General features: G+C 37.8%; 24 protein-coding genes. 4 read left to right on the top strand and 20 right to left on the bottom strand.

What is annotated here, in order from left to right; translation table 11 throughout:
• Positions 1-12: 12 nt before the first annotated feature.
• The 11 genes from OXPF_RS08065 to OXPF_RS08020 form a co-directional block, all read right to left on the bottom strand.
• A complete protein-coding gene (locus OXPF_RS08065; protein ID WP_054874697.1) occupies positions 13-1,014 on the bottom strand; it encodes an ABC transporter ATP-binding protein in 1,002 nt (333 codons plus the stop codon).
• A gap of 18 nt (positions 1,015-1,032) precedes the next feature.
• Positions 1,033-2,025, bottom strand: a complete 993-nt coding sequence (locus OXPF_RS08060; protein WP_054874696.1) for an ABC transporter ATP-binding protein — start codon at positions 2,023-2,025, stop codon at positions 1,033-1,035.
• Positions 2,026-2,046: 21 nt separating this feature from the next.
• A complete protein-coding gene (locus tag OXPF_RS08055) occupies positions 2,047-2,976 on the bottom strand; it encodes an ABC transporter permease (protein WP_152967734.1) in 930 nt (309 codons plus the stop codon).
• Positions 2,976-3,845: an ABC transporter permease gene (locus tag OXPF_RS08050; RefSeq protein ID WP_341442259.1), complete on the bottom strand. Its 870-nt coding sequence runs from the start codon at positions 3,843-3,845 to the stop codon at positions 2,976-2,978. The genes OXPF_RS08055 and OXPF_RS08050 overlap by 1 nt, the downstream gene beginning before the upstream one ends.
• Before the next feature lie 421 nt (positions 3,846-4,266).
• Positions 4,267-5,925: a peptide ABC transporter substrate-binding protein gene (locus tag OXPF_RS08045; protein ID WP_242854356.1), complete on the bottom strand. Its 1,659-nt coding sequence runs from the start codon at positions 5,923-5,925 to the stop codon at positions 4,267-4,269.
• Between the two features lie 373 nt (positions 5,926-6,298).
• Entirely contained in the window at positions 6,299-7,381 is a 1,083-nt protein-coding gene (locus OXPF_RS08040) for a mannose-1-phosphate guanylyltransferase (protein ID WP_423230564.1), read from the bottom strand.
• 66 nt (positions 7,382-7,447) lie between these two features.
• Entirely contained in the window at positions 7,448-9,124 is a 1,677-nt protein-coding gene (locus OXPF_RS08035; protein WP_054874693.1) for a bifunctional diguanylate cyclase/phosphohydrolase, read from the bottom strand.
• 67 nt (positions 9,125-9,191) lie between these two features.
• On the bottom strand, positions 9,192-9,326 hold the full coding sequence (locus OXPF_RS21715; protein ID WP_083479771.1) for a cyclic lactone autoinducer peptide: 135 nt from the start codon (positions 9,324-9,326) through the stop codon (positions 9,192-9,194).
• A gap of 14 nt (positions 9,327-9,340) precedes the next feature.
• Positions 9,341-9,964: an accessory gene regulator ArgB-like protein gene (locus OXPF_RS08030; RefSeq protein WP_054874692.1), complete on the bottom strand. Its 624-nt coding sequence runs from the start codon at positions 9,962-9,964 to the stop codon at positions 9,341-9,343.
• Complete coding sequence (locus OXPF_RS08025) at positions 9,951-10,430, bottom strand: hypothetical protein (protein ID WP_054874691.1); 480 nt, start codon at positions 10,428-10,430, stop codon at positions 9,951-9,953. Before OXPF_RS08025 ends, OXPF_RS08030 begins: the two co-directional genes overlap by 14 nt.
• A 404-nt stretch (positions 10,431-10,834) precedes the next feature.
• Entirely contained in the window at positions 10,835-11,095 is a 261-nt protein-coding gene (locus OXPF_RS08020) for a hypothetical protein (RefSeq protein ID WP_054874690.1), read from the bottom strand.
• Positions 11,096-11,408: 313 nt separating this feature from the next.
• Here OXPF_RS08020 and OXPF_RS08015 point away from each other — a divergent pair, with 313 nt between their 5' ends.
• On the top strand, positions 11,409-12,947 hold the full coding sequence (locus tag OXPF_RS08015; protein ID WP_054874689.1) for an aldehyde ferredoxin oxidoreductase N-terminal domain-containing protein: 1,539 nt from the start codon (positions 11,409-11,411) through the stop codon (positions 12,945-12,947).
• 36 nt (positions 12,948-12,983) lie between these two features.
• The gene (locus tag OXPF_RS21710; RefSeq protein WP_083479767.1) at positions 12,984-13,310 is read left to right on the top strand and encodes a DUF2249 domain-containing protein; all 327 of its coding nucleotides are present in this window, start codon (positions 12,984-12,986) and stop codon (positions 13,308-13,310) included.
• 16 nt (positions 13,311-13,326) lie between these two features.
• On the opposite strand, the gene OXPF_RS08005 is transcribed toward OXPF_RS21710, so the two are convergent.
• Positions 13,327-14,481 carry an AlbA family DNA-binding domain-containing protein gene (locus tag OXPF_RS08005; protein WP_054874687.1) on the bottom strand — a complete coding sequence of 385 codons (1,155 nt, stop codon included), beginning with the start codon at positions 14,479-14,481 and terminating at the stop codon, positions 13,327-13,329.
• Positions 14,482-14,769: 288 nt separating this feature from the next.
• On the opposite strand from OXPF_RS08005, the gene OXPF_RS08000 reads away from it, so the two are divergent.
• Positions 14,770-15,636 (top strand): CAP domain-containing protein, encoded by an 867-nt coding sequence (locus OXPF_RS08000; RefSeq protein ID WP_054874686.1) that lies wholly within the window; start codon positions 14,770-14,772, stop codon positions 15,634-15,636.
• A gap of 30 nt (positions 15,637-15,666) precedes the next feature.
• On the opposite strand, the gene OXPF_RS07995 is transcribed toward OXPF_RS08000, so the two are convergent.
• The 7 genes from OXPF_RS07995 to OXPF_RS07965 form a co-directional block, all read right to left on the bottom strand.
• A complete protein-coding gene (locus tag OXPF_RS07995) occupies positions 15,667-16,257 on the bottom strand; it encodes a hypothetical protein (protein ID WP_054874685.1) in 591 nt (196 codons plus the stop codon).
• A gap of 109 nt (positions 16,258-16,366) precedes the next feature.
• Positions 16,367-16,813: an NUDIX domain-containing protein gene (locus OXPF_RS07990; protein WP_160317178.1), complete on the bottom strand. Its 447-nt coding sequence runs from the start codon at positions 16,811-16,813 to the stop codon at positions 16,367-16,369.
• A gap of 189 nt (positions 16,814-17,002) precedes the next feature.
• On the bottom strand, positions 17,003-17,191 hold the full coding sequence (locus OXPF_RS07985; protein ID WP_054874683.1) for a ferredoxin: 189 nt from the start codon (positions 17,189-17,191) through the stop codon (positions 17,003-17,005).
• A 126-nt stretch (positions 17,192-17,317) separates the two neighbouring features.
• On the bottom strand, positions 17,318-17,956 hold the full coding sequence (locus tag OXPF_RS07980; RefSeq protein WP_054874682.1) for a cobalamin B12-binding domain-containing protein: 639 nt from the start codon (positions 17,954-17,956) through the stop codon (positions 17,318-17,320).
• Positions 17,957-18,051: 95 nt separating this feature from the next.
• Entirely contained in the window at positions 18,052-19,038 is a 987-nt protein-coding gene (gene galE, locus OXPF_RS07975) for a UDP-glucose 4-epimerase GalE (protein WP_054874681.1), read from the bottom strand.
• Positions 19,039-19,138: 100 nt separating this feature from the next.
• A complete protein-coding gene (locus OXPF_RS07970; protein WP_054874680.1) occupies positions 19,139-20,383 on the bottom strand; it encodes a PocR ligand-binding domain-containing protein in 1,245 nt (414 codons plus the stop codon).
• 301 nt (positions 20,384-20,684) lie between these two features.
• Positions 20,685-21,227, bottom strand: coding sequence for a carbonic anhydrase (locus OXPF_RS07965; RefSeq protein ID WP_054874679.1), 543 nt, complete (start codon positions 21,225-21,227; stop codon positions 20,685-20,687).
• Positions 21,228-21,493: 266 nt separating this feature from the next.
• Between OXPF_RS07965 and OXPF_RS07960 the strand changes: the two genes are divergently transcribed.
• Positions 21,494-21,811 (top strand): DUF6951 family protein, encoded by a 318-nt coding sequence (locus tag OXPF_RS07960; RefSeq protein ID WP_054874678.1) that lies wholly within the window; start codon positions 21,494-21,496, stop codon positions 21,809-21,811.
• Positions 21,812-22,070: 259 nt separating this feature from the next.
• On the opposite strand, the gene OXPF_RS07955 is transcribed toward OXPF_RS07960, so the two are convergent.
• Positions 22,071-23,093, bottom strand: coding sequence for a sugar kinase (locus OXPF_RS07955; protein WP_054874677.1), 1,023 nt, complete (start codon positions 23,091-23,093; stop codon positions 22,071-22,073).
• Between the last annotated feature and the right edge of the window lie 7 nt (positions 23,094-23,100).

The following is a 23,100-nucleotide window of genomic DNA, read 5'->3' as shown; positions in this document are numbered from 1 at the left end:
TTATTTAGTAGATTATGCGAACAGATGACAAGCTGCAAAATGATTTTCTTTTACTTCTTTCCACTCCGGCGCCGTAACTTTACATATATCCATTGCCTTGGGGCATCTTGTACAAAAAGCGCATCCCTCAGGAGGATTTATAGGGCTTGGCACTTCCCCTTCCAGTACAATTCTTTCTCTTGACTTCTCAATCTTTGGGTCGGGTATGGGAATAGCAGATAAAAGTGCCTGGGTATAAGGATGCAGCGGCTCATTGTGCAAGGCACTGCTGTCTGCCAGCTCTACCATATTTCCAAGGTACATAACAAGTATCCTGTCTGAAATATACCGCACCATAGATAAATCATGGGCAATAAATAAATATGTGAGACCCATACTTTTTTGAAGATCTTTTAAAAGATTAACTACTTGAGCCTGAATGGAAACATCCAGTGCCGATATGGGCTCGTCACACACGATAAACCTCGGATCTACAGCAAGAGCCCTTGCAATACCTATTCTCTGCCTTTGGCCTCCGCTGAACTCATGAGGAAACCTGGACATATGTTCGGAAGAAAGACCTACATATTCCAGTAGCCCCTGTACTCTTTCCCGGCGTTTTTGACCGGATGCCAATTTGTGTATATCTAAAGGCTCACCTATTATATCCTCAACCGTCATACGGGGGTTAAGAGATGCATACGGGTCCTGGAAAATAATCTGCATCTGCCTTCTTATATTTTTCATCTCATTTTCAGAAAGCTGATAAATATTTTGTCCTTCAAACAATACTTCGCCCTCTGAAGGTTCATATAGACGCAGAATTGTACGCCCGGCTGTTGATTTGCCGCAGCCGCTTTCGCCTACAAGGCCTATGGTTTCACCTGAATATATATCTAAAGTAAAATTATTCACTGCTTTTAATAAACGATTACCCACTTTAAAATATTTCTTAAGATTGCGGATTTGCACAAGAGGGGTTTCGTTTAATGCTGATTTTTTTATTGATGATGAAGCAACAGTTTGTAATTCCATGTATCTCCCTCCTTATCCTTATTTTCCTGCTGCCTGGGCCAGTGGGTGATACAGCCAGCAGGCGGCACAATGGTTATTACCCATATCTTCCATTACGGGCTGGTGCTGCTGGCATACCTTCATAGCATCCTTGCAGCGTGCGTAAAAGGGGCAGCCTGCAGGAGGATTGAACAAATCCGGCGGCGTCCCTACAATGGGAGTCAATGACTTTTCTCTATCCATATCTATCCTTGGTACGGAATTCAAAAGGCCTTTTGTGTAGGGATGCTTGGGGGCATAGTATATATCGTCAATTACTCCCGACTCTACTATCTGTCCGGCATACATAACTACAACACGGTCACACATTTTGGATACGACGCCTAAGTCATGGGTTATCAATATAATTGATGTACCCAGCTTTTTCTGCATATCCTTTAAAAGGTCCAATATCTGGGCCTGAATGGTTACGTCCAAGGCTGTAGTAGGCTCATCCGCAATTAAAAGTTTAGGATTGCAAGCCAGAGCCAGTGCAATCATAACCCTCTGGCGCATACCGCCTGAAAATTCATGAGGATACTGGTTTACTCGCTTATCAGGCTGCGCCACCGCAACAAGTTCCAGCATCTCAATTGCCGCCTTTTGTGCTTGGTGCCTCGATAATTTTTTATGCTTTCTTAATCCTTCAGCAATCTGGTTTCCTATCCTCAAGGTAGGGTTTAAAGATGTCATAGGGTCCTGGAATATCATACCTATATCGTTTCCACGGATCGCCTGCATCTGTTTTTCAGTTTTCTTTAAAATGTCCTGTCCCTCAAATATAATAGATCCCTGCTTATATCTTACCGGGGGAGACGCCAAAAGCCGCATAACCGACTGGGCAGTAACACTTTTTCCGCACCCGGATTCTCCAACTATAGCCAGGGCTTCACCCTTATATAAATCGAAATTTACACCGCGGATGGCCTTTACTTCTCCTCCATACGTATCAAAAGATACATGAAGATCTTTTACCTCCAAAATCTTCTCCATCTATAGTCAACCCTTTCAAACTTATTTGCGAAGCCTGGGGTCAAGTGCATCCCTCAGCCCGTCTCCCAGGACGTTAAAAGCGAACATTGCAAGTGAAATCAGAAAAGCAGGAATGAACATCTGATAAGTATAACCAACGAGGAAACTGGACAAAGCATCGCTGGCCATCGACCCCCAACTTGCCATGGGAGCCTGTACACCCAATCCCAAAAAGCTCAATGTCGCTTCTGCAAAAATCGCAGTCGGGACACTTAAGGTTATGTTGACAATAATTGGTCCCATGGTATTGGGAATCAAATGTTTTATTAAAATCCAGCTGGAGCTGGCACCTAATGCTTTTGCCGCCTGCACATATTCCTGCTCTTTAAGCTGGAGCACCTGTCCGCGCACCAGACGGGCCATACGCATCCACGAAGTCAGGGCCATTGCAAGAATAATATTCCATATTCCCTTTTCCATTACAACCATCAACAAGATAACGATTAGCATATAAGGTATGCTGTATAATATCTCCGCAGCTCTCATCATTATTTCATCGATCTTTCCGCCTTTCATCCCCGCAACTCCGCCGTACAATACTCCGATTAAAAAGTCAATCAGCGTAGCCATAAGGCCTATGAATAAGGAGATTCTGGCCCCATACCATGCACGGGTAAAAAGGTCACGGCCTGCAGAATCCGTTCCAAACCAATGTTCCGCATTCGGAAAAAGGTTTTTCTTTGTGAAGTCCTGTTCATAATAGGTATATCCATTTATATAAGGTCCTATTATTGCCATAATAGCTAATAGTATAATAATTGCGAGTCCGAACATGGCCAGCTTATTTTTCTTAAGCCTGCGCCATACATCTGCCCAGTAAGTTATGCTGGGGCGGGAAATTTTTTCTGAATCTTTAAAATTATCCTCTGCCGGCTCAAATAGCTCTTTGGATAGATTGAGATCTCTCTCCATCATTTCCCACCTCCTGCACTCAGACTGTTGTTATTATCCCAATTTCTCCTAAATAAATTTTTAATAGTTGTTGTAAACCAGCCATCCGGCTTGTCGGATCCGGCAATTTTAATTCTTGGATCGATAAACGTATAGGCTATATCAACGAGAAAATTCATAAATATCAAAATTGAGCTGTAGAACACCGCTGACCCCAGTATAACAGGATAATCACGGTTAAATATAGACCTTACAAACATCTCTCCCGTACCGGCAATTCCAAATATTTGCTCTATGATAAAACTGCCTGTCACAAGATTGGCAGCATTTATTCCCAAAACCGTTACTACAGGTAAAATTGCATTCCTTATGGCATGCTTAAAAATCACTGTACTTCCTGACAATCCTTTTGCCTTGGCAGTCTTAATATAATCCTGCCCCAATACTTCCAGCATACTGGAACGCATAAGCCTTGCAATAAAAGCTAATGTCATAACAGACAGTGCTATAGTAGGAAGAATGGTATGAAGCCACGATTTCCATCCCGCCACCGGAAATATATTATTCTGGACAGACAAATATTCAATCAACACTGTCGCAAGGATAAATCCAGGCACCGAAATACCTATGATTGAAACCATCATAGAGAGATAATCCGGCCATTTATTATGATTTAATGCTGCTATAATACCCAGCAGCAATCCTATAGATATAGCTACAGCGAGAGCCTGGGCTCCAAGATGCATGGATTTTGGAAATCCATTTTTTATATAATAATTCACAGTAATGCTTTTTGATTTGAGCGATGGCCCAAAATCAAGCTTGGTAAGATTTTTTAAATAAATTCCATATTGCACAATTAAAGGTTTGTCCAAATTATAGTGTTTCAAAAGATTTTCATATACGCCCGGTGGCATCGTCCCTTCTTTGGCAAAGGGATTCCCGGGAATAGAATGCATTAATGCAAAAGTAAAGGTTATAACCACCCATAAAGTAAACAATGATATCAGAAAACGTTTGAAAATATACCTTAACACAGTATCACCCTATTCTTCCCCCAAAATATTATTTTGATAATTGTACGGATTGTTTCAGCATAAGCTAATTGATGTTATAGCTTAATATGATTTCACCTCTCATATTAAACTATAACATCAAACCAGCTATAATGTTAAGGTAACAATTATGGTATATGCAGAAGAAAATAGCATTAACAATATAAATTTCCACCGCATATTATAATGAAAATGAGGTATGTCCATATAATAGGGCATACCTTATTTTCTATATGCTACCTTTTTTAATGCCGTATTATTTTACAATATCGGCATAATGAGCCTGAATATCTCTGTTTGCAGGCTTAAATATTCCTGTTACATATGATTTAGCCACATATGGCCTTGTATAGGAATATATTGGCATTACAGGCATAGCTTCCATAAATATTTTTTCTGCATCACGCATATACTGCATACGTTTTGCCGGGTCAAATTCAACTTTTGCTTTTGCAATCAGCTCATCAAACTGTGGATTTGTCCAGCCAGTTTCATTCTGAGAGCTCTTTGAATCCCACATATCAAGGAATGTCATCGGGTCGACATAGTCACCAATCCAGCCTGCCCTTGAAACATCGTAGTCCAGAGCGTCTTCACGGTCGATCTTAACCTGGAATTCTGTGTTTTCAAGAGTAACTTCTATTCCAAGGTTCTTGCGCCACATTTCCTGAACGGCTTCTGCAACCTTCTTATGTCCTTCATCTGTATTGTATAGAATTGTGAGGCTTAATTTATCCAGACCTTCTTCTTGCAACCCTTCTGCCAGAAGCTTCTTTGCTCCTTCTAAATCTTCTTTAAAGTAGTCGCCAACTTTTTCCCTGAAGTCTTCTCCATTTTCATTTGGAACACCATAAGGTACTATTCCATAGACAGGCTTTTGGCCGCCTTGGGTAACCTGTTCAACTATAGTGGTCCTATCAATAGCCATAGCAAGAGCTTGACGTACCTTCAAATTGCTATATGGTTTTCTGGTGGTATTGAAACGATAGAAGTATACGGCAAGATCCGGTCCTATAACAAATTCAGGATTATTGTCAGCTTTAAGCTTGGCAATTACATCCGGAGGCAGCTGGAACTCAATATCCAGTTCTCCTGCCTGGTACATCTGCCATGCAGTATTTGTATCCTCAACCAGGGCAAAATTAATACCATCAAGTTTAATCTTGTCTTTATCATAGTAGTTTTCATTTTTCATAACCTGAATATTTTCCTTGTGGTTCCATTCAGTCATCTTGAAGGCGCCGTTTGATACAAATGTACTTGCTTCGGTATACCAGTTAGGATTTGCTTCCTGCACTTTTTTATTTACAGGATAATAAGTATAGAACGCCATCAATTCAAGGAAATAAGGAACAGGCTGGCCGAGTTTTACTTCCAGTGTTTTCTCATCCAGCGCTTTAACACCTACGGCATCTTCCAGAGCTTTTAGTTTAGCAGCATCTGTTTCTTTAGAAGTATTATAGGCTTCAGCGCCTACAATATAATAAAGCTGCCATGCATATTCTGAAGCTGCAGCAGGACTTAAGCAGAATTTCCATGCATATTCAAAGTCCTGAGCGGTTACAGGATCGCCATTTGACCATTTAACACCGTCACGAAGTGTAAATGTCCATGTCAGTCCATCTTCACTCATTTTCCATTCTTTTGCCATTCCAGGCACAAACTTACCTTCAGGGTCCCTCTTAGTCAAACCTTCAAACAGATGGTCTAAAGGTAAAGAATCATGGGTTCCCTGTGCCAATCCTGGATGCAGAGCACCTGGTTCACTGTGGCTGTTCATCTTTAGAATCTTAGCGGCATCTGCCCCACCTGTTGGCGATGGTGTAGGTTGTGTATTTCCACCGCCACCGCATGCGGTAAGCACTAAGCTAAGTACAAGCAAAATGCTTAAAAATATTGATGTTCTCCTTTTCACTTGATTTCCCTCCATGTTTTTTAAATATTTATTGAGAAAGAATGTATGTAACACTCTAAGCTCACCCAGGAATAAATATAGTTTTCACCTATATTAAATATATTATAAATGCATTTACAATAAAAAAACGTTTAGAATTTAATTGCTACTAAATCCTTAAAACGCCATCGCTTTAAAAGCAAAAAAAATTAATATATTATTCACATTTATTTCAAATTATATCACCTTACTTGTCCAAATGCAATATTCTTATGAATTCTTCGAAAATTTGGAATAACTTACATCAATGTGTATATTTATAAAAAATATTAATTAAAATTTAATATATAACGTTACAATGAGAAAAGCGCCTGAAAACTTTAGGCGCTTTTATTTATATAAATTTATCAAATCCTCTCATCATCTGGAGCTGCTTTACCATTTCCTTAATATCCTGGTCCCTCTCCCTGTCACAGATAAGCACGGTATCCCCCGCGTCTACCACTAAAAGGTTATTAACTCCTATTGTAGCAATGAGTCTTTCATTACCAAATATTATGCAGTTTTTAGTATCAATACTGGAACACAGAGCATTGACTATATTGTTATCATCATCCTTAAGATAATACTTTTCCAGTGCGTTCCAATTTCCTATATCATCCCAATCCATATTTGTTTTAAGGACTGTTATCTTTAAGGATTTCTCCATAACTCCAAAATCTATGGAAATACCGTCGACTTTTTTATATTCATTCTCTATGATCTTCTCTTCATTAGGCTTTCCGATGGACTCCTTCATTGTCATAAGGCTTAAATACAAATCCGGAAGATACTTTTCCATTTCATCGAGCAGGGTTTGGGCCTTCCATACAAACATGCCGCTGTTCCACAAAAATGTGCCTTTATCCAAAAACATCTGGGCTACGGTTTTATTAGGCTTTTCGGTAAATCTTTTAACTTTGTATGCAGGAATGGTATTATTTACTTCAATAAGCCCTCCTGTTTCAATATAACCGTATGCTGTTTCCGGCCGGGTGGGAACCACTCCGAAGGTTACTAAAACATCATCCCTCCTGGCAATTTTTATAGCCGCTTCGATAGCTTTTCTGAATTCCCTGGTGTTTTGTATGACGTGGTCTGAAGGCAGCACTATCATTAATGCGTCAGGGTCCCTTGATAAAAGCTTTATTGCTGCAAGTCCTATGCATGTAGCCGTCTCTCTGTTGTAAGGTTCAATAAATATGTTCTCATTTTTTATTCCCGGAAGTTGTTTTGTTATGGTCTTTATATAATTCCTATTGGTAACTATACATATGTTCTCATGATTTATACATTTGGATATTCTGTCAACGGTACCCTGTATCATGGTTTTTTCACCCACAGTCCTTAAAAACTGCTTGGGCATGCTGTTTCTCGACCTGGGCCAGAACCTGGTACCCATACCCCCCGACATAATAACCGCATAATCCAAAAACACCACCTGCCTCTCGTATATATCAGTATATGAGAGAATATTGCAGGTGGTGAATGCTATTATTATTTATTATGCTATTTCGTTTTTGTTGTTCAAGAGCAGACTCACGAATATGTCAACTATGTCCGGGTCCAATTGGGTGCCTTTGCTTTTTTCCAGTTCTTCTATGGCTTCCTCAAAGCTTTTTGATACTTTGTACGGCCTCTTGGTAGTCATGGCATCATAGCTGTCCGCAACGGAAAGTATGCGTGCCAAAAGCGGTATATTTTTTCCGCTCAAACCTTCTGGATATCCCCAGCCATCGAATCTTTCATGATGATATAATACTGCCGGTATTGAATCCTTAAGGGCATTAATGGGCTTTATTATCTCCGCTCCCCACTCAGGGTGGCTCTTTAATATTCTCCATTCCTCATGGGTAAGCTGGGTTTCTTTATTTAATACCTCTCTTGATATTTCTATCTTGCCTATATCATGTAGATAAGCTCCGTATCTTAATTGGCGAAGCTCAATCTCGTCCAGGCCCATTGCCTGTCCAATCATAGTCGCATAGGAAACAACTCTTTCGGAGTGACCGTACGTATACCTGTCTTTGGCATTAATGACAGTAATCAATGTTCTCATGGAATTAAGCAAGTCCCGCTCAGATTCATTTAAAAGCTGCTTTAAATCATCCAGCACTGAAAAATAAATCTCCACTTTGTTTTTGCTCATATACTTTGCCTTATACATGGCATCATCAGCTTTTTTTATAAGCTCATCCTTGTCACTTGCATTGTCGGGATAAAGTGCGATCCCTAATGATGCTGTGACTTCACTTGAAGGCTGATTTTCCTTTTCAAAGAAATTTGCCCCGTCTATTGCCATTCTTATTCTCTCGCCTATCTGGGCAGTTTCTTCTACCGTTTTATTGTATAAAATTACGGCAAATTCGTCTCCCCCGTACCTGCATACAGTGCCGCTGTTTTTTATACAGCTTTTTATCGCCTCTCCCACTTCCCGCAACAAAGTGTCTCCCTGCTGGTGTCCGTAGGTGTCATTATAATACTTAAAATAATCCAAATCAATCATAATAAGGGCAACCTTGCCCTTTTCCGCCTGTGCTGTCTCTATATCTGTATGTAATCTTTCCTGAAAATACCTGTGGTTATATAACCCCGTAACCTCGTCGGTTACAACCTTTTCGGAAAGTTTTTTTCTATGTTCAATTTCATTTTCTACGTATTTTCCAAGCATCCAGCCGATAACAAAAAAGCTGACTATTATAACCAGATCGGCTTGCAGGTATATGTTTATGCTTTCGCTGGCATTATATACCATATCATTAAACATTATTCCCACAGTGCTCAAAACAGAAGACAATATGCCCATTTTGCTGCCATGCCTCATTGAGTCGGCAATTATAACAAGAAAGTATATATTTTTATACTGGCTTTCATGAGCGCCGGTAAAAAAAATAATTAAAGTCAATACTGCCACATAAATTACTTGGTATATAATATCTTTCCTGCTGATTTCCAGTGTCTGGACACTCGTCTTTATGAAATATCCCCAGCTTAAATAAATTGCTACAAAAACTATTAAAACAAATGCCGTTATAATTATTACTTCTAATGGAAGACTGAACAAATCCTGAGGCAGCATAGAATAAACACTTGTAAAAATTAATAATATAAATAAAACTCTTATAACAGCTATAATTTCACATATTTCTGAATCTCTTTTTCTGTCAAAAATATTATTCATAAACCATCCCACCCTGTAAAAACTATAAAAAGGTTGGAAAAATCCACCCCCTTTTATAGCGAGAATTCTATTCTTCTCTTAAAGCTGCCGGTACCTGTGGCTGGTAGAATATCATAGCACAAGCATTAGCCACGCTGGTCATAGCTGCGAAAGTTAGTATTGCTGCTGCAAGAGTAAATATTGTCCTTGTAATTTTCTTCATTTGTATCCCTCCTTTCAAATGTTCACTATGCTCAATAATTTATCGAAAAATTTAATACCGACATGCCCCGGCTTGGTTAGAGTTAGTGCTTGATTACTCATCCCCATTGTAATAAGTGCAGATACTTGTCCAAAATTTAAATATAATAAAAGAGCCGAAGTTAAGAACAAAACCACCGAAAGGGTGACAGCTTTTAATCTTAATATTTTTCTTTTATGAATATTCTTTATTGGTTTAGAGGGTGAGTCAACAGGAGAGTATATAGAAAAAATAGTTATACATATCAAGTTTATAAATACAATAATGGCAATTAAGGTAACAAAGTCAAGTGTTCCAACAAGCCTTCCCAGCAGCACTAAAACTGGTACCACAACAGCCCCCAGCAATGCACACCTTAAGGGCGAGCTGCAGTGGGCGCCGCCGGAATATTTTCTTAAAAATGCACTGCAAAATGTAATTATAGCCGCTTCAAATACCATATTGAATATTAAAGCTGTGACCAAAATAGAAAACATTGACAAAAGCTCTGAAATAAGCCCAATGGTACCATATTCAATAATTTCCTGCTTGTCCGAAGGTAATGATAGTTCCCTAGATATTTTTGATGATATAAATTTAGATATTCTATGCACCGACATCTTTATTCAATCTCCTGCTCTCTTTTGCAGAGTTTATTTTCCATATGATATACGCCAGGGCATACAACATTAATATTGACGGTATGCCTGAAATAATTGTGCTTAGTCCATTTGAGTATACAGCTTGAGGGTCAATTTTAAAAATATATTCCATAGCTAATAAAGTAATCATTTCAAATCCAGCTAAAGCTACCAAACACACAATTGTACCCTTAAACAATTTTTGCATTTTTATTTTATAAACTATATTCATAACGAAAGCTTGTATTATTAGTACCAGTAACGAATGAATGCCAAATCTCAACGGAAGCATCCTCAAAATAAAGGCCACTAGCCCACATATAGAACTTGAAAGCATCAGATTTTTCATATTGGTTTTCTCTTTTACAAAGGCTAATATAAGGAGGTTCATTCCAATTGCTTCGGGTAGCGCACGAATAAGGACAGTGTACCAGATAAATTTCATAGTTTTCCTCCAAAGTAATAATATCCAGTTATAAAAATATTATCAGATTTTGCAAATTATTTCAATATTATCATAATATGTATAAAATATAAAAATTTAGATACTCATACAGCTAAATAATAAAAATTCAATATGACAATTTATAATAAATAAAGCATCAATATAAGCTTTTATTTATATTAATGCTTGTATATATGATTAATAGATTGATAATTACATATATATTATACATCATAATATGACTAATTTGTATATAATTCCATATATTATGAAAAATTTTCTCAAATGTTGTTTAAAGCAAAAAAAGCCTCAAAAAGAAGCTCTTTTAATTAATGAACAAAGCCCTATATTCAACTGTTAATTAGAGACATTTATATACACAAATAACTATGTATATTAATGTATTACAAATCTATGTACTCGTTAAATTTATCCTTATTTACGATAAACATCTTATAAGCTTTCTTATATGCATCTTCATAGTCCGCCTGATCGCTGTCAACAGCATCTCTGTCCATCACAAATCTTTCATTTTCCACTCGCAAGACTATACAATAAGGCATATTATTATAATCTACGATTACCCTGAAACCTTTTTTATAGGGCTTAACATTGTTGTCTCCAAAGGTTTCAGCCAGCGCATTCTGCAGCTTTAATAAGTCCATATTAACTCCCCCATCGGTAATGTCAAGGATATCTCCTTCGCATTATATAGACTGCTATAAGGTCAATTATACCGCACTTTAAGCAAAAATACCCATTTTAAAAGTTCAATATTTTGTCTCTATAATTGATTATATCCCTTTATCTATTTAATGCTGTCCGTTTCGGCACTCTTTTGTTTATTTTTCTATATTTTTGAAAAAATTCAAATTTTATCATATATTTTTTATCATATTATAAAGCTCTATGTGTAATAATCCCTTGATAAACCTAATAAATTATTATAACAGCGCTGGATTTTTAGGAGGCGGTATTTTGGAAGGATATAAGGATAATATTTTAAAAATTAATCTGACTGCCAAATCCATATACAAAAAAAAGCTAAATAAAAACTATATAGATAAATACTTAGGGGGAGAAGGTTATGGTGCCGCCTTGCTTTTAGATGAAGCCTCATATAGCACTCATGCTTTCAGCCCCGGAAATCAATTGAGCTTCAATACCGGTCCCTTAACGGGCTCAATATTGCCTTCAGCGTCAAATCTTTCGGCAGCTTTTATATCCCCGCTTACCAATGCCTTGGGAATATGCAATTTAAAGAGTCATATTGGGGCAGAAATTAAGTTTGCCGGATATGATTCTCTTATACTTGATGGTGCATCTGTAAAACCTATATATATTTATATTAATGACGATTATGTTGAAATAAGGGATGCAGCTGATATCTGGGGGCTTGATACCAAAGAAACAATTTCTTATTTAAAAGAAAGCCTTGGTAAAGAATTTAAGATAATGTGCATCGGACCGGCAGGAGAGAAATTATCAAGGATTGCATCCATATACTGTGACGATCTTTTTATAAGCCGGGGCGGAATTGGTGCCGTCATGGGCTATAAAAAGGTTAAGGCTATTGCAGTAAGAGGGAGCGGGTGTTTTCTAATCGCTGATAAAAGGAAATTTTTATCTTACAGTAAAAAAGTTTCAAAATTATTTTCAGGTATAAATTACTCCGCAATTCTCGAAAAAATTTCTTCCCGGGATTTATTGCCCTTTAATAGTTTAAATGAAAATAATCCTGAGCTTATGGGTGAACCTGAGTTTGAAGCAATTACTTCATTAGGCTTAAAGTGCGGTGTTTTATCCTTGAATGATGTTTTAACAGCTTATTATTATACTGTTATTTACGGCCTGGATCCCCAGTATACCGGCGCTGCAGTGTCTTGTGCCATGGAATGGTTTGAGAAAGGTATTTTAAAGGCACCAGATACCGATGGTCTAGATCTTAAATTCGGCAACGGGCAAGCTATGATTGAACTGGTAAAAAAGATAGGCCAAAGGGAGGCCTTCGGAGAAATATTTGCCGACGGTGCTTATTATGCAGCTTTGAAACTAGATGGAAACGCAATGGATTATACTCCTGAAAAAAATACGGCTCTCCTGCCTATATATACTCATGAGAGTACAGCTTTAGCCTTAACGATGGTATCTGCCTCTCTCTTGGGATTGTACAGCCTTGATATAATAAACGCAGAAATATCACCTGATATCCTCACGGGATTATATTCAGCAGTTACCGGCATGCCTATGGAAAATAACGAGCTTTTTAAAAAAGCTGAACGGACACTGGCAATTGAGCACATAATAAATTTCAAAAGAGGATTCAAAACAAAGGATGATTATCTTCCCATAAAATTTTTAAAGAGCCCCTCGTTACTTTATAAAGGAAATATCATAGATGTAGATTCCGTATTGTATGCATATTATGATTCCTCTGGTTATAATAAAGAAAATACCATCCCAACAGTTGATAAATTAAAAGAGCTTGGAATGGAAGATGTAATTGAAAAATTATAATTTAAGAATATAATTTTTCTGATTTGACATCCTAATATCAGCAAAGGGAGGCAGCAAAATGAGCGAAAAAGTTATTCTGGATATAAAAATATCCCCCACCGAGAGAGATATGCGAAGATACTTGATACTCTGGATTCTTTAAACGAAGGAGATGTGGTGGAAATAATCCATGACCATGACCCCTATGCAATGAAAGAGCAATTATCCCAAATAATGCCGGGTATGTTTGAATGGTCATATATCGAAAAGGGGCCTTATGATTGGCGGGTGGATATAAAGAAGGTTTTCAAAAAGCCGCAAATTCAAAACAGCAGTCATATGGATAACTTGTTTTATTCAGATAAATATACTTCAATACATTAAAATCATAAAAACCGTTTTATAAAAATTTATTAATTCCGGGAAAAACTACTTTAAACACATCCTTGTTGTCTATGCTCAATATTTTCACTTTGCCATAGCCTGAAAAAGCCTGCTGCATCCTTTTAAAACCGTTTCCCGTTTGAGTAAATCTATTTTTAGCGTCTAAGGTAATAAGCCTCTGGTAAAGCCACATATTTCTTCTTGCAGGTATGAACTCTTCAAACACTTTGTTTCTCCCGTCATTTATTAAACTTCCGGGACTTATAATCTGTATCGAATCTTTAAGGAGTAATACAAGTGTCTCATTGTATATATCAAAATAATTTCTGTAGGCAGCCGCATTTACCAAAGCTTCGTTTACAGCATGCAAAGGGTAATTTTCAACATCTACTACCTTTTTTAAAAATTCCTCTGCACAGTCTAACATTTCAAGTATATCGCCTCCGAAATTATTCACTTCGTCAAATTGGGGATTAATCTTATTTATAATCTTTATACCGCTATTAGGAATAAAAAGCTGAGGATTAAAGCCAAAGAGCAGCAGCCCTCCGCTGGTGGGATTGTATTTATTATCTTCCTTATCCCAGGCTACGATCCCCAGGCTTTCTAATATGCTTAAATCCCTGCCGTCAAATACCACGCCTATTCTTGATGCGTAATCCTTGACTTTTGCCATATCAAGGCTCTCAATACCCGCCTTATACACCTGGGTGAGCTCATAATTTAAAAGGCCGTATTCCTGAAGCATTCCGGCAAGCTCTTCTTTTCTCATTATATCCGTGGTAGAGCCCCTTCTTATATAAAAGGTGCCCACATCTCTTATCTGATATGGCTTTTGATCTCCCGAATAAATGGTTATTACTGCAAGACTTTTCTCCTTGTATTCAACTACCTCAACAGATATGGGGATAGGCGGCTCACATCTGGTGCTTATTATTTGCTGTATTTTTTCCTCATTAAAATCCGAAGGATTTATACCTATTATATTTTTAGTTTTATCTTCAATACCAAATATAATATACCCTCTTCCTCCCCGGGAATTGGCTATTGCACACACATCCTTAGAAAGCTCTTTTTTGCTGCCATAGGTATTTGTATTCAATTTCTGTTTAAAATCAAGCTTTGGACCTTCCTGTTTATTAAGAAGGGACTGGAGTTTTTGTATTTCCATATGATTCTCCCCGTAATAGTTTAATGACCTAAACAAAGTATATACCCAATATTATTATATAATGAATTCCTCCGGAATTCATTTATGAAATATAATTTGCTATGCAAATTATATTATATAAAATGTATTATAATGATAAAATTTATTTTTTAAGCTTCTATCATATTTTGAAAATGAAGGTATTAAAGCCTTGATTTGCCATGTGATGTACTTGTAATAATTATCAGTTTAAGTAGCAAAATAGTAATAGGTTTCTTTATTATAACACAATAAAAAAGAGGTGATAGCTTGAATAGAAAGTTTAGTTTTGCAGTATTATCCTTAAGCCTAATATTAGCATTGGCAGGATGCATGGGATATGACAGACGGACAGCTCCACAAGTACCGGGAAGCCAGGGCATGGACAATAATGGCCCCATGATATCCGCCACCTATGAAAAGGCTGATGTGGAATATGTAATCACTACCCAAAACGTTTCTGTTAAAAACGGCGTATCCGCTAATTCACCTGTGATATACAACCTAAAATCCGGTACCAAAATAAGGGTATTAGCCAAATATGACGGAAACTATGTAGCTTATCTGCCCAATAACCGTGTAGGTATGATACCCGTATCCAGCACAAAACCGGCAACAGCCGCTGTCACACAAAAAATCCCGGATGTTCCTCAGTCAACAGCTTCTCCCCAGATTTCAGCAGTTCCCCAGACTCCGGAATCAGCAAGTGCACCCGGCATACCACAGACAAATCAGAGCTCTGCCGGAAATGCAAACTCATCTGAAGAATCATCCATGTTGAACTTGGTTAATTCGGAACGCTCCAAAGCAGGTTTAAAACCGCTAGCCTCAAATACGGAATTGACAAAATTAGCAAGGCTTAAGTCAAAGGATATAGCCGATAAGAATTACTTCAGTCATACTTCTCCCACTTATGGAACTCCTTTTGAAATGATGCAAAAATACGGGGTTGCATATTTGTATGCAGGTGAGAACCTTGCCAAAAATTCCACAGTACAGGCAGCACATCAGGCTCTGATGAATTCTGAAGGCCACAGAAAAAATATTTTAAGCAATCAGTTTACCGAAGTAGGCATCGGCGTTATCACAGATGAAGGGAATAACAAGGTTTACACTCAAATGTTCATAGGCCGGTAGCACCTAATAATCAAAAAAGCCTTGAGGGCATTACATACCCTCTAAGGCTTTTTTCTTGGGATCGTCATTTGGATCATTAAGGCTTCTTAGCGCCTTTTCATAAATCCTTAATCTCTCCAGGTTTTTGCCTATCTCCGTTTTAATCTCATATATGCCCTTCTTACAGTTGTATATGAATTGAAGAATATCTATATCTTCCATATTTACATTATATTTATCGGCATAATTCCTTCCCGAGGCGGTTATACATGCAGGGCGGATTTCATTTATAATCAATTCCACCCTTTTATACCAATAGCCTTTTCTGGCTTTTTCATCGTCATCCTTTAAAATAGTTATGGACTTTATCTCTTCATTAAAATACTCTTCCAGAACGCTGCAAAAGGCACCGTAAAATCTTATGGTCACGGTACCGGGAAGAGAAATCTTCAGTAAATCCCTGTATTTTACTATCTTCTCTTCAAATTCATTCTCGTATATGAAGTCAACGTCTTCAAAAGCAACCTTGACTGCAATACTGCTGTTCTCTAAGTGTCCGAAAATATAGTCATAATTAAGCATCCTTACGTCAATGACAGCAGAATAAAACTCCGAAAGATTGTTTACTACCTGGACTTTCATATTATGCACCTACTAACGTGTCTGATAAATTTCCTCAATAAGAGTTATTATATCAGATAGTAAGGAGCCATACAAATGAAGATACTTTCAATTGCGATAAGTTCTTCCACTAAAAATACAGTAAATATTTCTTATTATCTGAGTCTTCAAACTCATGTTTGTCCAGCGAAGAAAGATTTGAAGCTTTTACTTTCTCAACTACAAGTTTGGAAAAATCCGAAATTTCCCTGTAATGACTTACCACCTTGTGGGAAATGAATACCGCATTATTTGATTTTATAGGGGATAGGGCTTCTGCCAGGAGTACAAAGGTAATGAGGCTATTACCTTTTTTGTTTCTTCTCATTATCACACCGTTTAGCTTGCTTTCCAGCTTTATATCCAATCCGGTACTATCTTTTACTTCCTTTATAGCGCAATCCTCAATGGTTTGGTTATCCATTAAATTTCCGCCCGGAAGGACAAGCTTTAATTTGCCTCTTTGGCTATTTGACCTGACAAAAAGTATGTCCTCATTTTTAAAAACCAGCACACATACAGATATTAGGCTCTCCATAAACTTTCCTCCGAAAAATACATGCATATCTATTCTATAAAAACGCCTGATATCCTCCATGCTGCAATTAAATTTTACATTTCTTTTCAAAATTAAAAACCCGCATACACGGGTTTTAAGGTTATAAAGCAACAAGGTTCCCGGGACCCGCCGGCAATCATAGATTTTTTATGGCGGGTGGGGTTCTTATTATTCGATTTCGATTGCGTCTACCGGACATCCGTCAGCAGCTTCCTGGGCAGCATCTTCCTGACTGGGAGATACCTCAGGTTCTTTGGCAAATGCTTTGCCGTCATCGCCCATTTCGTATATATCCGGTGCTATTGATGGACATAGTCCACAGCCAATACAGGTTTCTGGATCAACTTTTGTTTTCACGAAACTCACCTACTTATGGAAAATTTAAATATAGAACTCTCATTAAAAGAACCACGTTTAAAACGTGATTCCCATGATTTCTATATAATTATTTATCCCATAAAAAGCAAATTATTATACATTACACTACTTTTTGTTTAAAATGGCTTCCCTTGCTTTTTCAGCAGCTGAAGCAGAATCCGGAGCATACATATCTGCCCCTACTTCCTTGGCAAAAGCTGCTGTTACCGGAGCGCCGCCAATCATAATGATTATCTCCGATCTTAAGCCTGCTTTTTCCAATGCTTCTATTGACTTTCTTACAGCCGGTAGAGTAGTAGTTAAGAGTGCAGACATACACACAATATCCGGCTTATGTTCCTTTACTGCATTGACAAACTCTTCCGGCGGAACATCTATTCCTATATCTATGACATCTATTCCTGTGCCTACCATCATGTACTTAACCATATTCTTTCCTATATCATGCAAATCACCTGCTACTGTTCCAATCAGTGCTTTTCCTATTGGTTTAGCTCCTGTTTCAGAAAGAACAGGTTTTAATATGTCAAGCCCGGCATGCATTGCCCTTGCTACTAGAAGTACTTCCGGTACATACACTTCGTTGTTTTTGAATTTGACACCAATAACACCCATGCCCTCCATAAGAGCACTTAGCACATCTCTTGCGTCAATTCCTAAATTCAGAGCTTCCATGGTCAGTTCCCTTACCTTCGGAGCTGAACCTGATTGCAGATTTTCGGATATCGCCTTTAGTATTTCCACTTTACTCGCCTCCAAACAAACTACTAATTTTTAGTATACAGTTTATAAAGGAGCCAATATATAATAAATTGACCACTTACATTGTATTTTTTACCTTATTTATTATAACCATGGGGATGAGAGCTATGCCATTTCCAGGCTGACTCTATTATTTTCCCGATATCATCAAATTTCGGATTCCAGTTTAATTTTTCTTTTATCCGACGGGATGACGCCACGAGGGCCGCCGGGTCACCCGGTCTTCTATCCCCTATTATAGCAGGTATTTTTTTGCCTGTAACCTCTCTTGCTTTATCTATTATTTCTTTTACTGAAAAACCTTTTCCGCTGCCTAAATTGTAAATTGCACTCTTTTCATCTTCTCTCAGGCTATAAAGAGCTAAAATATGAGCATCTGCAAGATCTGTCACATGTATGTAATCTCTTATGCAGGTTCCGTCTTTTGTATCATAATCCTCGCCAAAAACTGTTATACTTTCTCTTTGACCTAAGGCTGTCTTTAAGACTATAGGGATAAGATGGCTCTCGGGATCATGATCCTCGCCTATATTTCCGCTTTCATCAGCACCGCAGGCATTAAAGTAACGAAGAGATGCATATTTTATTCCATAAGCAGTATCCGACCATTTGAGCATTTTTTCAACGGAAAGTTTAGTTTCTCCGTAAGGGTTAGTCGGCTCGGTCTTATCCGTTTCAAGTATAGGTATGTTTTCCGGTTCTCCGTATGTGGCTGCAGTTGAAGAGAATATTATCTTATTTACATTATGGCTGTTCATGACTTTAAGCAGGTTGAGAGCACATATGAAATTGTTTTCGTAATACTCAAGGGGCATGGATACGCTTTCACCTACGAGAGAATAAGCTGCAAAATGTATTACTGCCTCAATATCATTTTCACTAAAAACCTTGTTTAGAAACTCGCTATCCCGTAAATCCCCTTTATAAAATTTTCCCCCTAAGACTGCATCCTTATGCCCTTTACTCAAGTTATCAACTATTATTACATCTTCACCTTTTTTTAAAAGCTCCAGCACCGCATGACTTCCTATGTATCCTGCACCGCCCGTAACAAGTACTGACAATCCTTTCCCTCCTCAATCTCACAGCTTTAAGAAAGGCGACCCCCCGGATCGCCTCACATTTATGTCTCCTATGAATATAGCAGTAGCTTTTATAAAGTTATCATCCCATTTTCCTGAATTGTCCGGGTGATACTCCTTCTATCTTTTTAAACACCTTGGTAAAATAACTCTGGTCTGTAAAGCCCACCATATTTGCAATCTCGCTTAATGGTATCTTAAGGTCCGCAAGATACTTCTTGCTTTCCTCCACTCTTACCTTATTGAGGTAGTCGGTAAAATTAACCCCTGTTTCCTTCTTAAACAATCTGCTGAAGTATGAAGTGCTTAAATATACAAATTCCGAAACGCTTTCCAGAGAAATATCATTCATATAATTTTCATTTATATAGCTTATAGCTTTTTGAACGATGTAGGAATTATTCTCATTTTCAACGGTATATACGCTGTCGGTGAAACGCTCTAAAATCTTTATCATCCACTCACATAGGCCTTCGACAGTGCCCAATTCATATATTTCATTTAAATATTTAAGCTTAAGGCCGAATATCATCTCCATATTCCCGCCGCCTTCAACAGCCGCTCTGGATAACACTATCATAAGCTCCAATACCCTGGCCTTTGTAACTTCAAGATTGTTTCCGTTGTTGAACAAAACGTGGCCCATAAGTTCATTCAATATAGTCTTAGCGCCAATTTTGTCACCCCGTTTAACCTTTGCAACCAGCTCAGTCTCCATTTCTGCAGGATAGTATTCGGAAATATGCTCCTGTCTTGCCTTTGCATCCTGAATTCCTTCATTTATTGCTGCCTGCTCTAAATAAAATTTCTTTCTCTCAGTCAAAACCCTGCTCTCATCTTCCATTATGTCCTTGGCAACGACGTAGAGCATTTCAGCTAAATATCTTACCCTCTCAGGTTCAACTATAGGCACTAATCTAACATAAGCAAGCAATATACCGCGGTTTGATATATTGAATTGATTAGCTTCAATTATATTGTCAATCATATAGTCATCGGGAAGGTTCATTTGTACCGGCCCGGCAAGAAGCGCCCCGCGAAACATCCCTTTAATGACTATAGGCGCAGTCCAGTGTACCAACCCTGCAGGGCAAAAATACACATAAGGTTCTCCTAATTTTTCAGCCTGCTTAGCAGCATAAAGATGTGCCGCATCACAAGAACACTTATCTCCTGAAAGCTCTCTGAACTTCTCGCAATACTGGCATGTAATACCTTCATGGTGCAGAGTCTTTCCCGTTTCATCTATTGAAAAACAGGATATTCCTGATACTTTGTTATACATTATAAGATGTTCCCTTATGCTCTTTTCATCCAGTGTAATCATACTCTATCATTCCTCCAAGCATCATAGAATCCTCAAAACTCTTTCCCTACATAATATACTAAAGGCAAAAATATACCGTATTAGTCATGAAATAACGTAAATTTATAAAATTAATCAAAATAACACTATCATTATATTATAATATATATTTTTCGGTTTTAAAACAATAATTTTCTATTTTATTAAGAGCCTTAGCCATTTTTTGTTTTTTATATAATATAGATATCTGTATATATTATAATACAAATATGGCTCATAATTCACATTAAGTTTCAAAAATTCGTCACAATGTTATAAATACCTACTCTTCTTCAACAATATAAATAAGATTATCATCTACATTATATATCAATGGCGCTATTAGAATCTTAGGATATTTAACTCTTAACCTTGCGGCTTCGCTGCATAAGAATCCAATTTCATCATCAATCTCAAACATAGGAGCAAAATTCATAAAATGTTCTTCTGCTCTTTTAATATCCCAACCGGCATTTTCCACCAACCCGTTGACAAATTTATCTTTTTGAGACATCAAGTTCACCATTCCACAATTATTATGGCCTATAAGTGCGATAGCTTTAACTCCGCCGACAGCAATGGCATATGATACTTTAAACTCGCTATAGCGAAGATTCCCTCCGCCTGAACGAATAATATATGCAAAATTGTTGGGAATACGCAGCTGGTTTCGGTTATCCATACACATACCGATAAGCAGCTCTGCTGATGTGAAGTTCTCATCCATTAATCCGATATTATGGCTGAGTAAAAGCTTTTCAATTGGCGTATTACTATATTTTTTTAATATGTCTTCTCTGTGGGAAACCTTGATTATTTTGTGCATATTAAGCATTCTCCTATAATTGCAATTTATTCCTAGTTGATAATTATTATAATTGCTTTACTTTTTTTAGTAAATATAAATATTTTTTATTATAACCGGCAATGATTTATATTAAAATTATATGCATTTTAAATTATTCACCATAGTACAATTATGCATGCACATGACACTGTATCCACAAAGATATATAATTATAGTAGCTGTTCTTTGTCAATAAGGTACAGCAGCCTTATGGCAATCAGAAATAAAATAAAGAGGTGTTTATTATGATTAAGGTAATCGTTAATCCTGGCGTTTGCGGGCTGACTACAGAAATAAAAGCTGATTCAAAAGACCATCAAAACTCCGATGTTACCATTGAAACTGCATGCCCTTTTATCAAAAAGATTGGTGAAGAATTAAAATCAGTTGATGGCTACAAAGAGATCTTTGCAAAATACGGAGATTCCACTGTGTACGAGCTGGCGGCAAAGCACTGCAAGCATGCATCATGTCCCGTACCTTCCGGTATTTTAAAAGCTATTGAAGCAGCCTGCGGCTTAGCCCTTCCCCGGGATGTAGAAATGAAAATAACAAAGGAATAAAATTCAAGGGACGGTTCTCAACCTGGGCTGTCGCACTTGAAACAACGAAAATGAGCATTTGCATGAGTTCTCTCTAAAGTTCTTGGTGACTTTGCCAAAGATATTACTTAGAATTTTAGATTGTTTGAACGAAGGAAGTTTAAAAATTCTTGTATTTTCAAGGCAGGGAACCTTAGAACTTGCAGAACTCGAGCACAGCAAATGCAGTGTTTCAAGTGCGACAGCCCCGAATTGTAGTTGTGAACCGTCCCAACACAAATTATCTTTGTACCCTTCCTGAACCGTCTCCGTCCATTAAGCTCTTTACTTCTGAAACGGACACCCTGTTGAAATCTCCTTCAATGGAGTGCTTCAAGCAGCTTGCAGCAACTGCAAATTCCAAAGTATCACAAGCACCCATATTACTTACAAGTCCGTAAATCAAACCTGCACCGAAGCTGTCTCCTCCGCCTACGCGGTCAACAATATGAACGGCATAGTTTTTGGAGAAATGATATTCACTTCCGTCATACAGCATTGCTGCCCAGTTATTGTCACTGGCAGATATTGAACCCCTAAGGGTAATTGCCACGTATTTAAAGCCAAATCTATCTTTAAGCTCTTTAGCAACTGTTTTATATCCTTCGTGGCTTAATTTGCCTCCGGATATGTCAGTATCGGAAGCCTTTATTCCAAATACCTTTTCTGCATCCTCTTCGTTTGCTATGCATACATCCACATAAGGCATTAAAGTACCCATTGTCTTTCCGGCCTGCTCGCTGGACCATAAGTTTTTCCTGAAATTCAAATCGCAGCTTATAGTTATTCCTTTTTCCTTGGCTTTTTTGCAGGCCTCGAGGCATATGTCAGCAACATTTTGACCCAGTGCCGGTGTAATTCCTGTGAAGTGGAACCATTCCACACCGCTGAATATTTCATCCCAGTTGAAATCCTCGCTCTTTGCCATAGAAATTGCCGAATATGCCCTGTCATAGATTACCTTTGAAGCTCTTTGAGATGCACCCTTTTCAAGATAGTAAATGCCTACTCTTTCTCCGCCTCTTGTTATTTTAGCTGTATCCACTCCAAAATACCTTAACTGATTTACAGCAGCCTGGCCGATATCGTTTTTAGGAAGCTTTGTTACAAATGCTACGTCCAGACCAAAGTTTGCAAGAGAAACAGCTACATTTGCCTCCCCGCCTCCAAAGGTTGCCTCCAATACATCATTCTGAAAAAACCTTAAATACCCCTGGGGTGCCAGTCTTAACATTATCTCACCGAATGTGATTATCTTTGCCATTTAAATT

Origin of the sequence: Oxobacter pfennigii, assembly GCF_001317355.1 — a bacterium.
GTDB lineage: Bacteria > Bacillota > Clostridia > Clostridiales > Oxobacteraceae > Oxobacter > Oxobacter pfennigii.
This window is presented reverse-complemented; position numbering and strand designations above follow the sequence as displayed.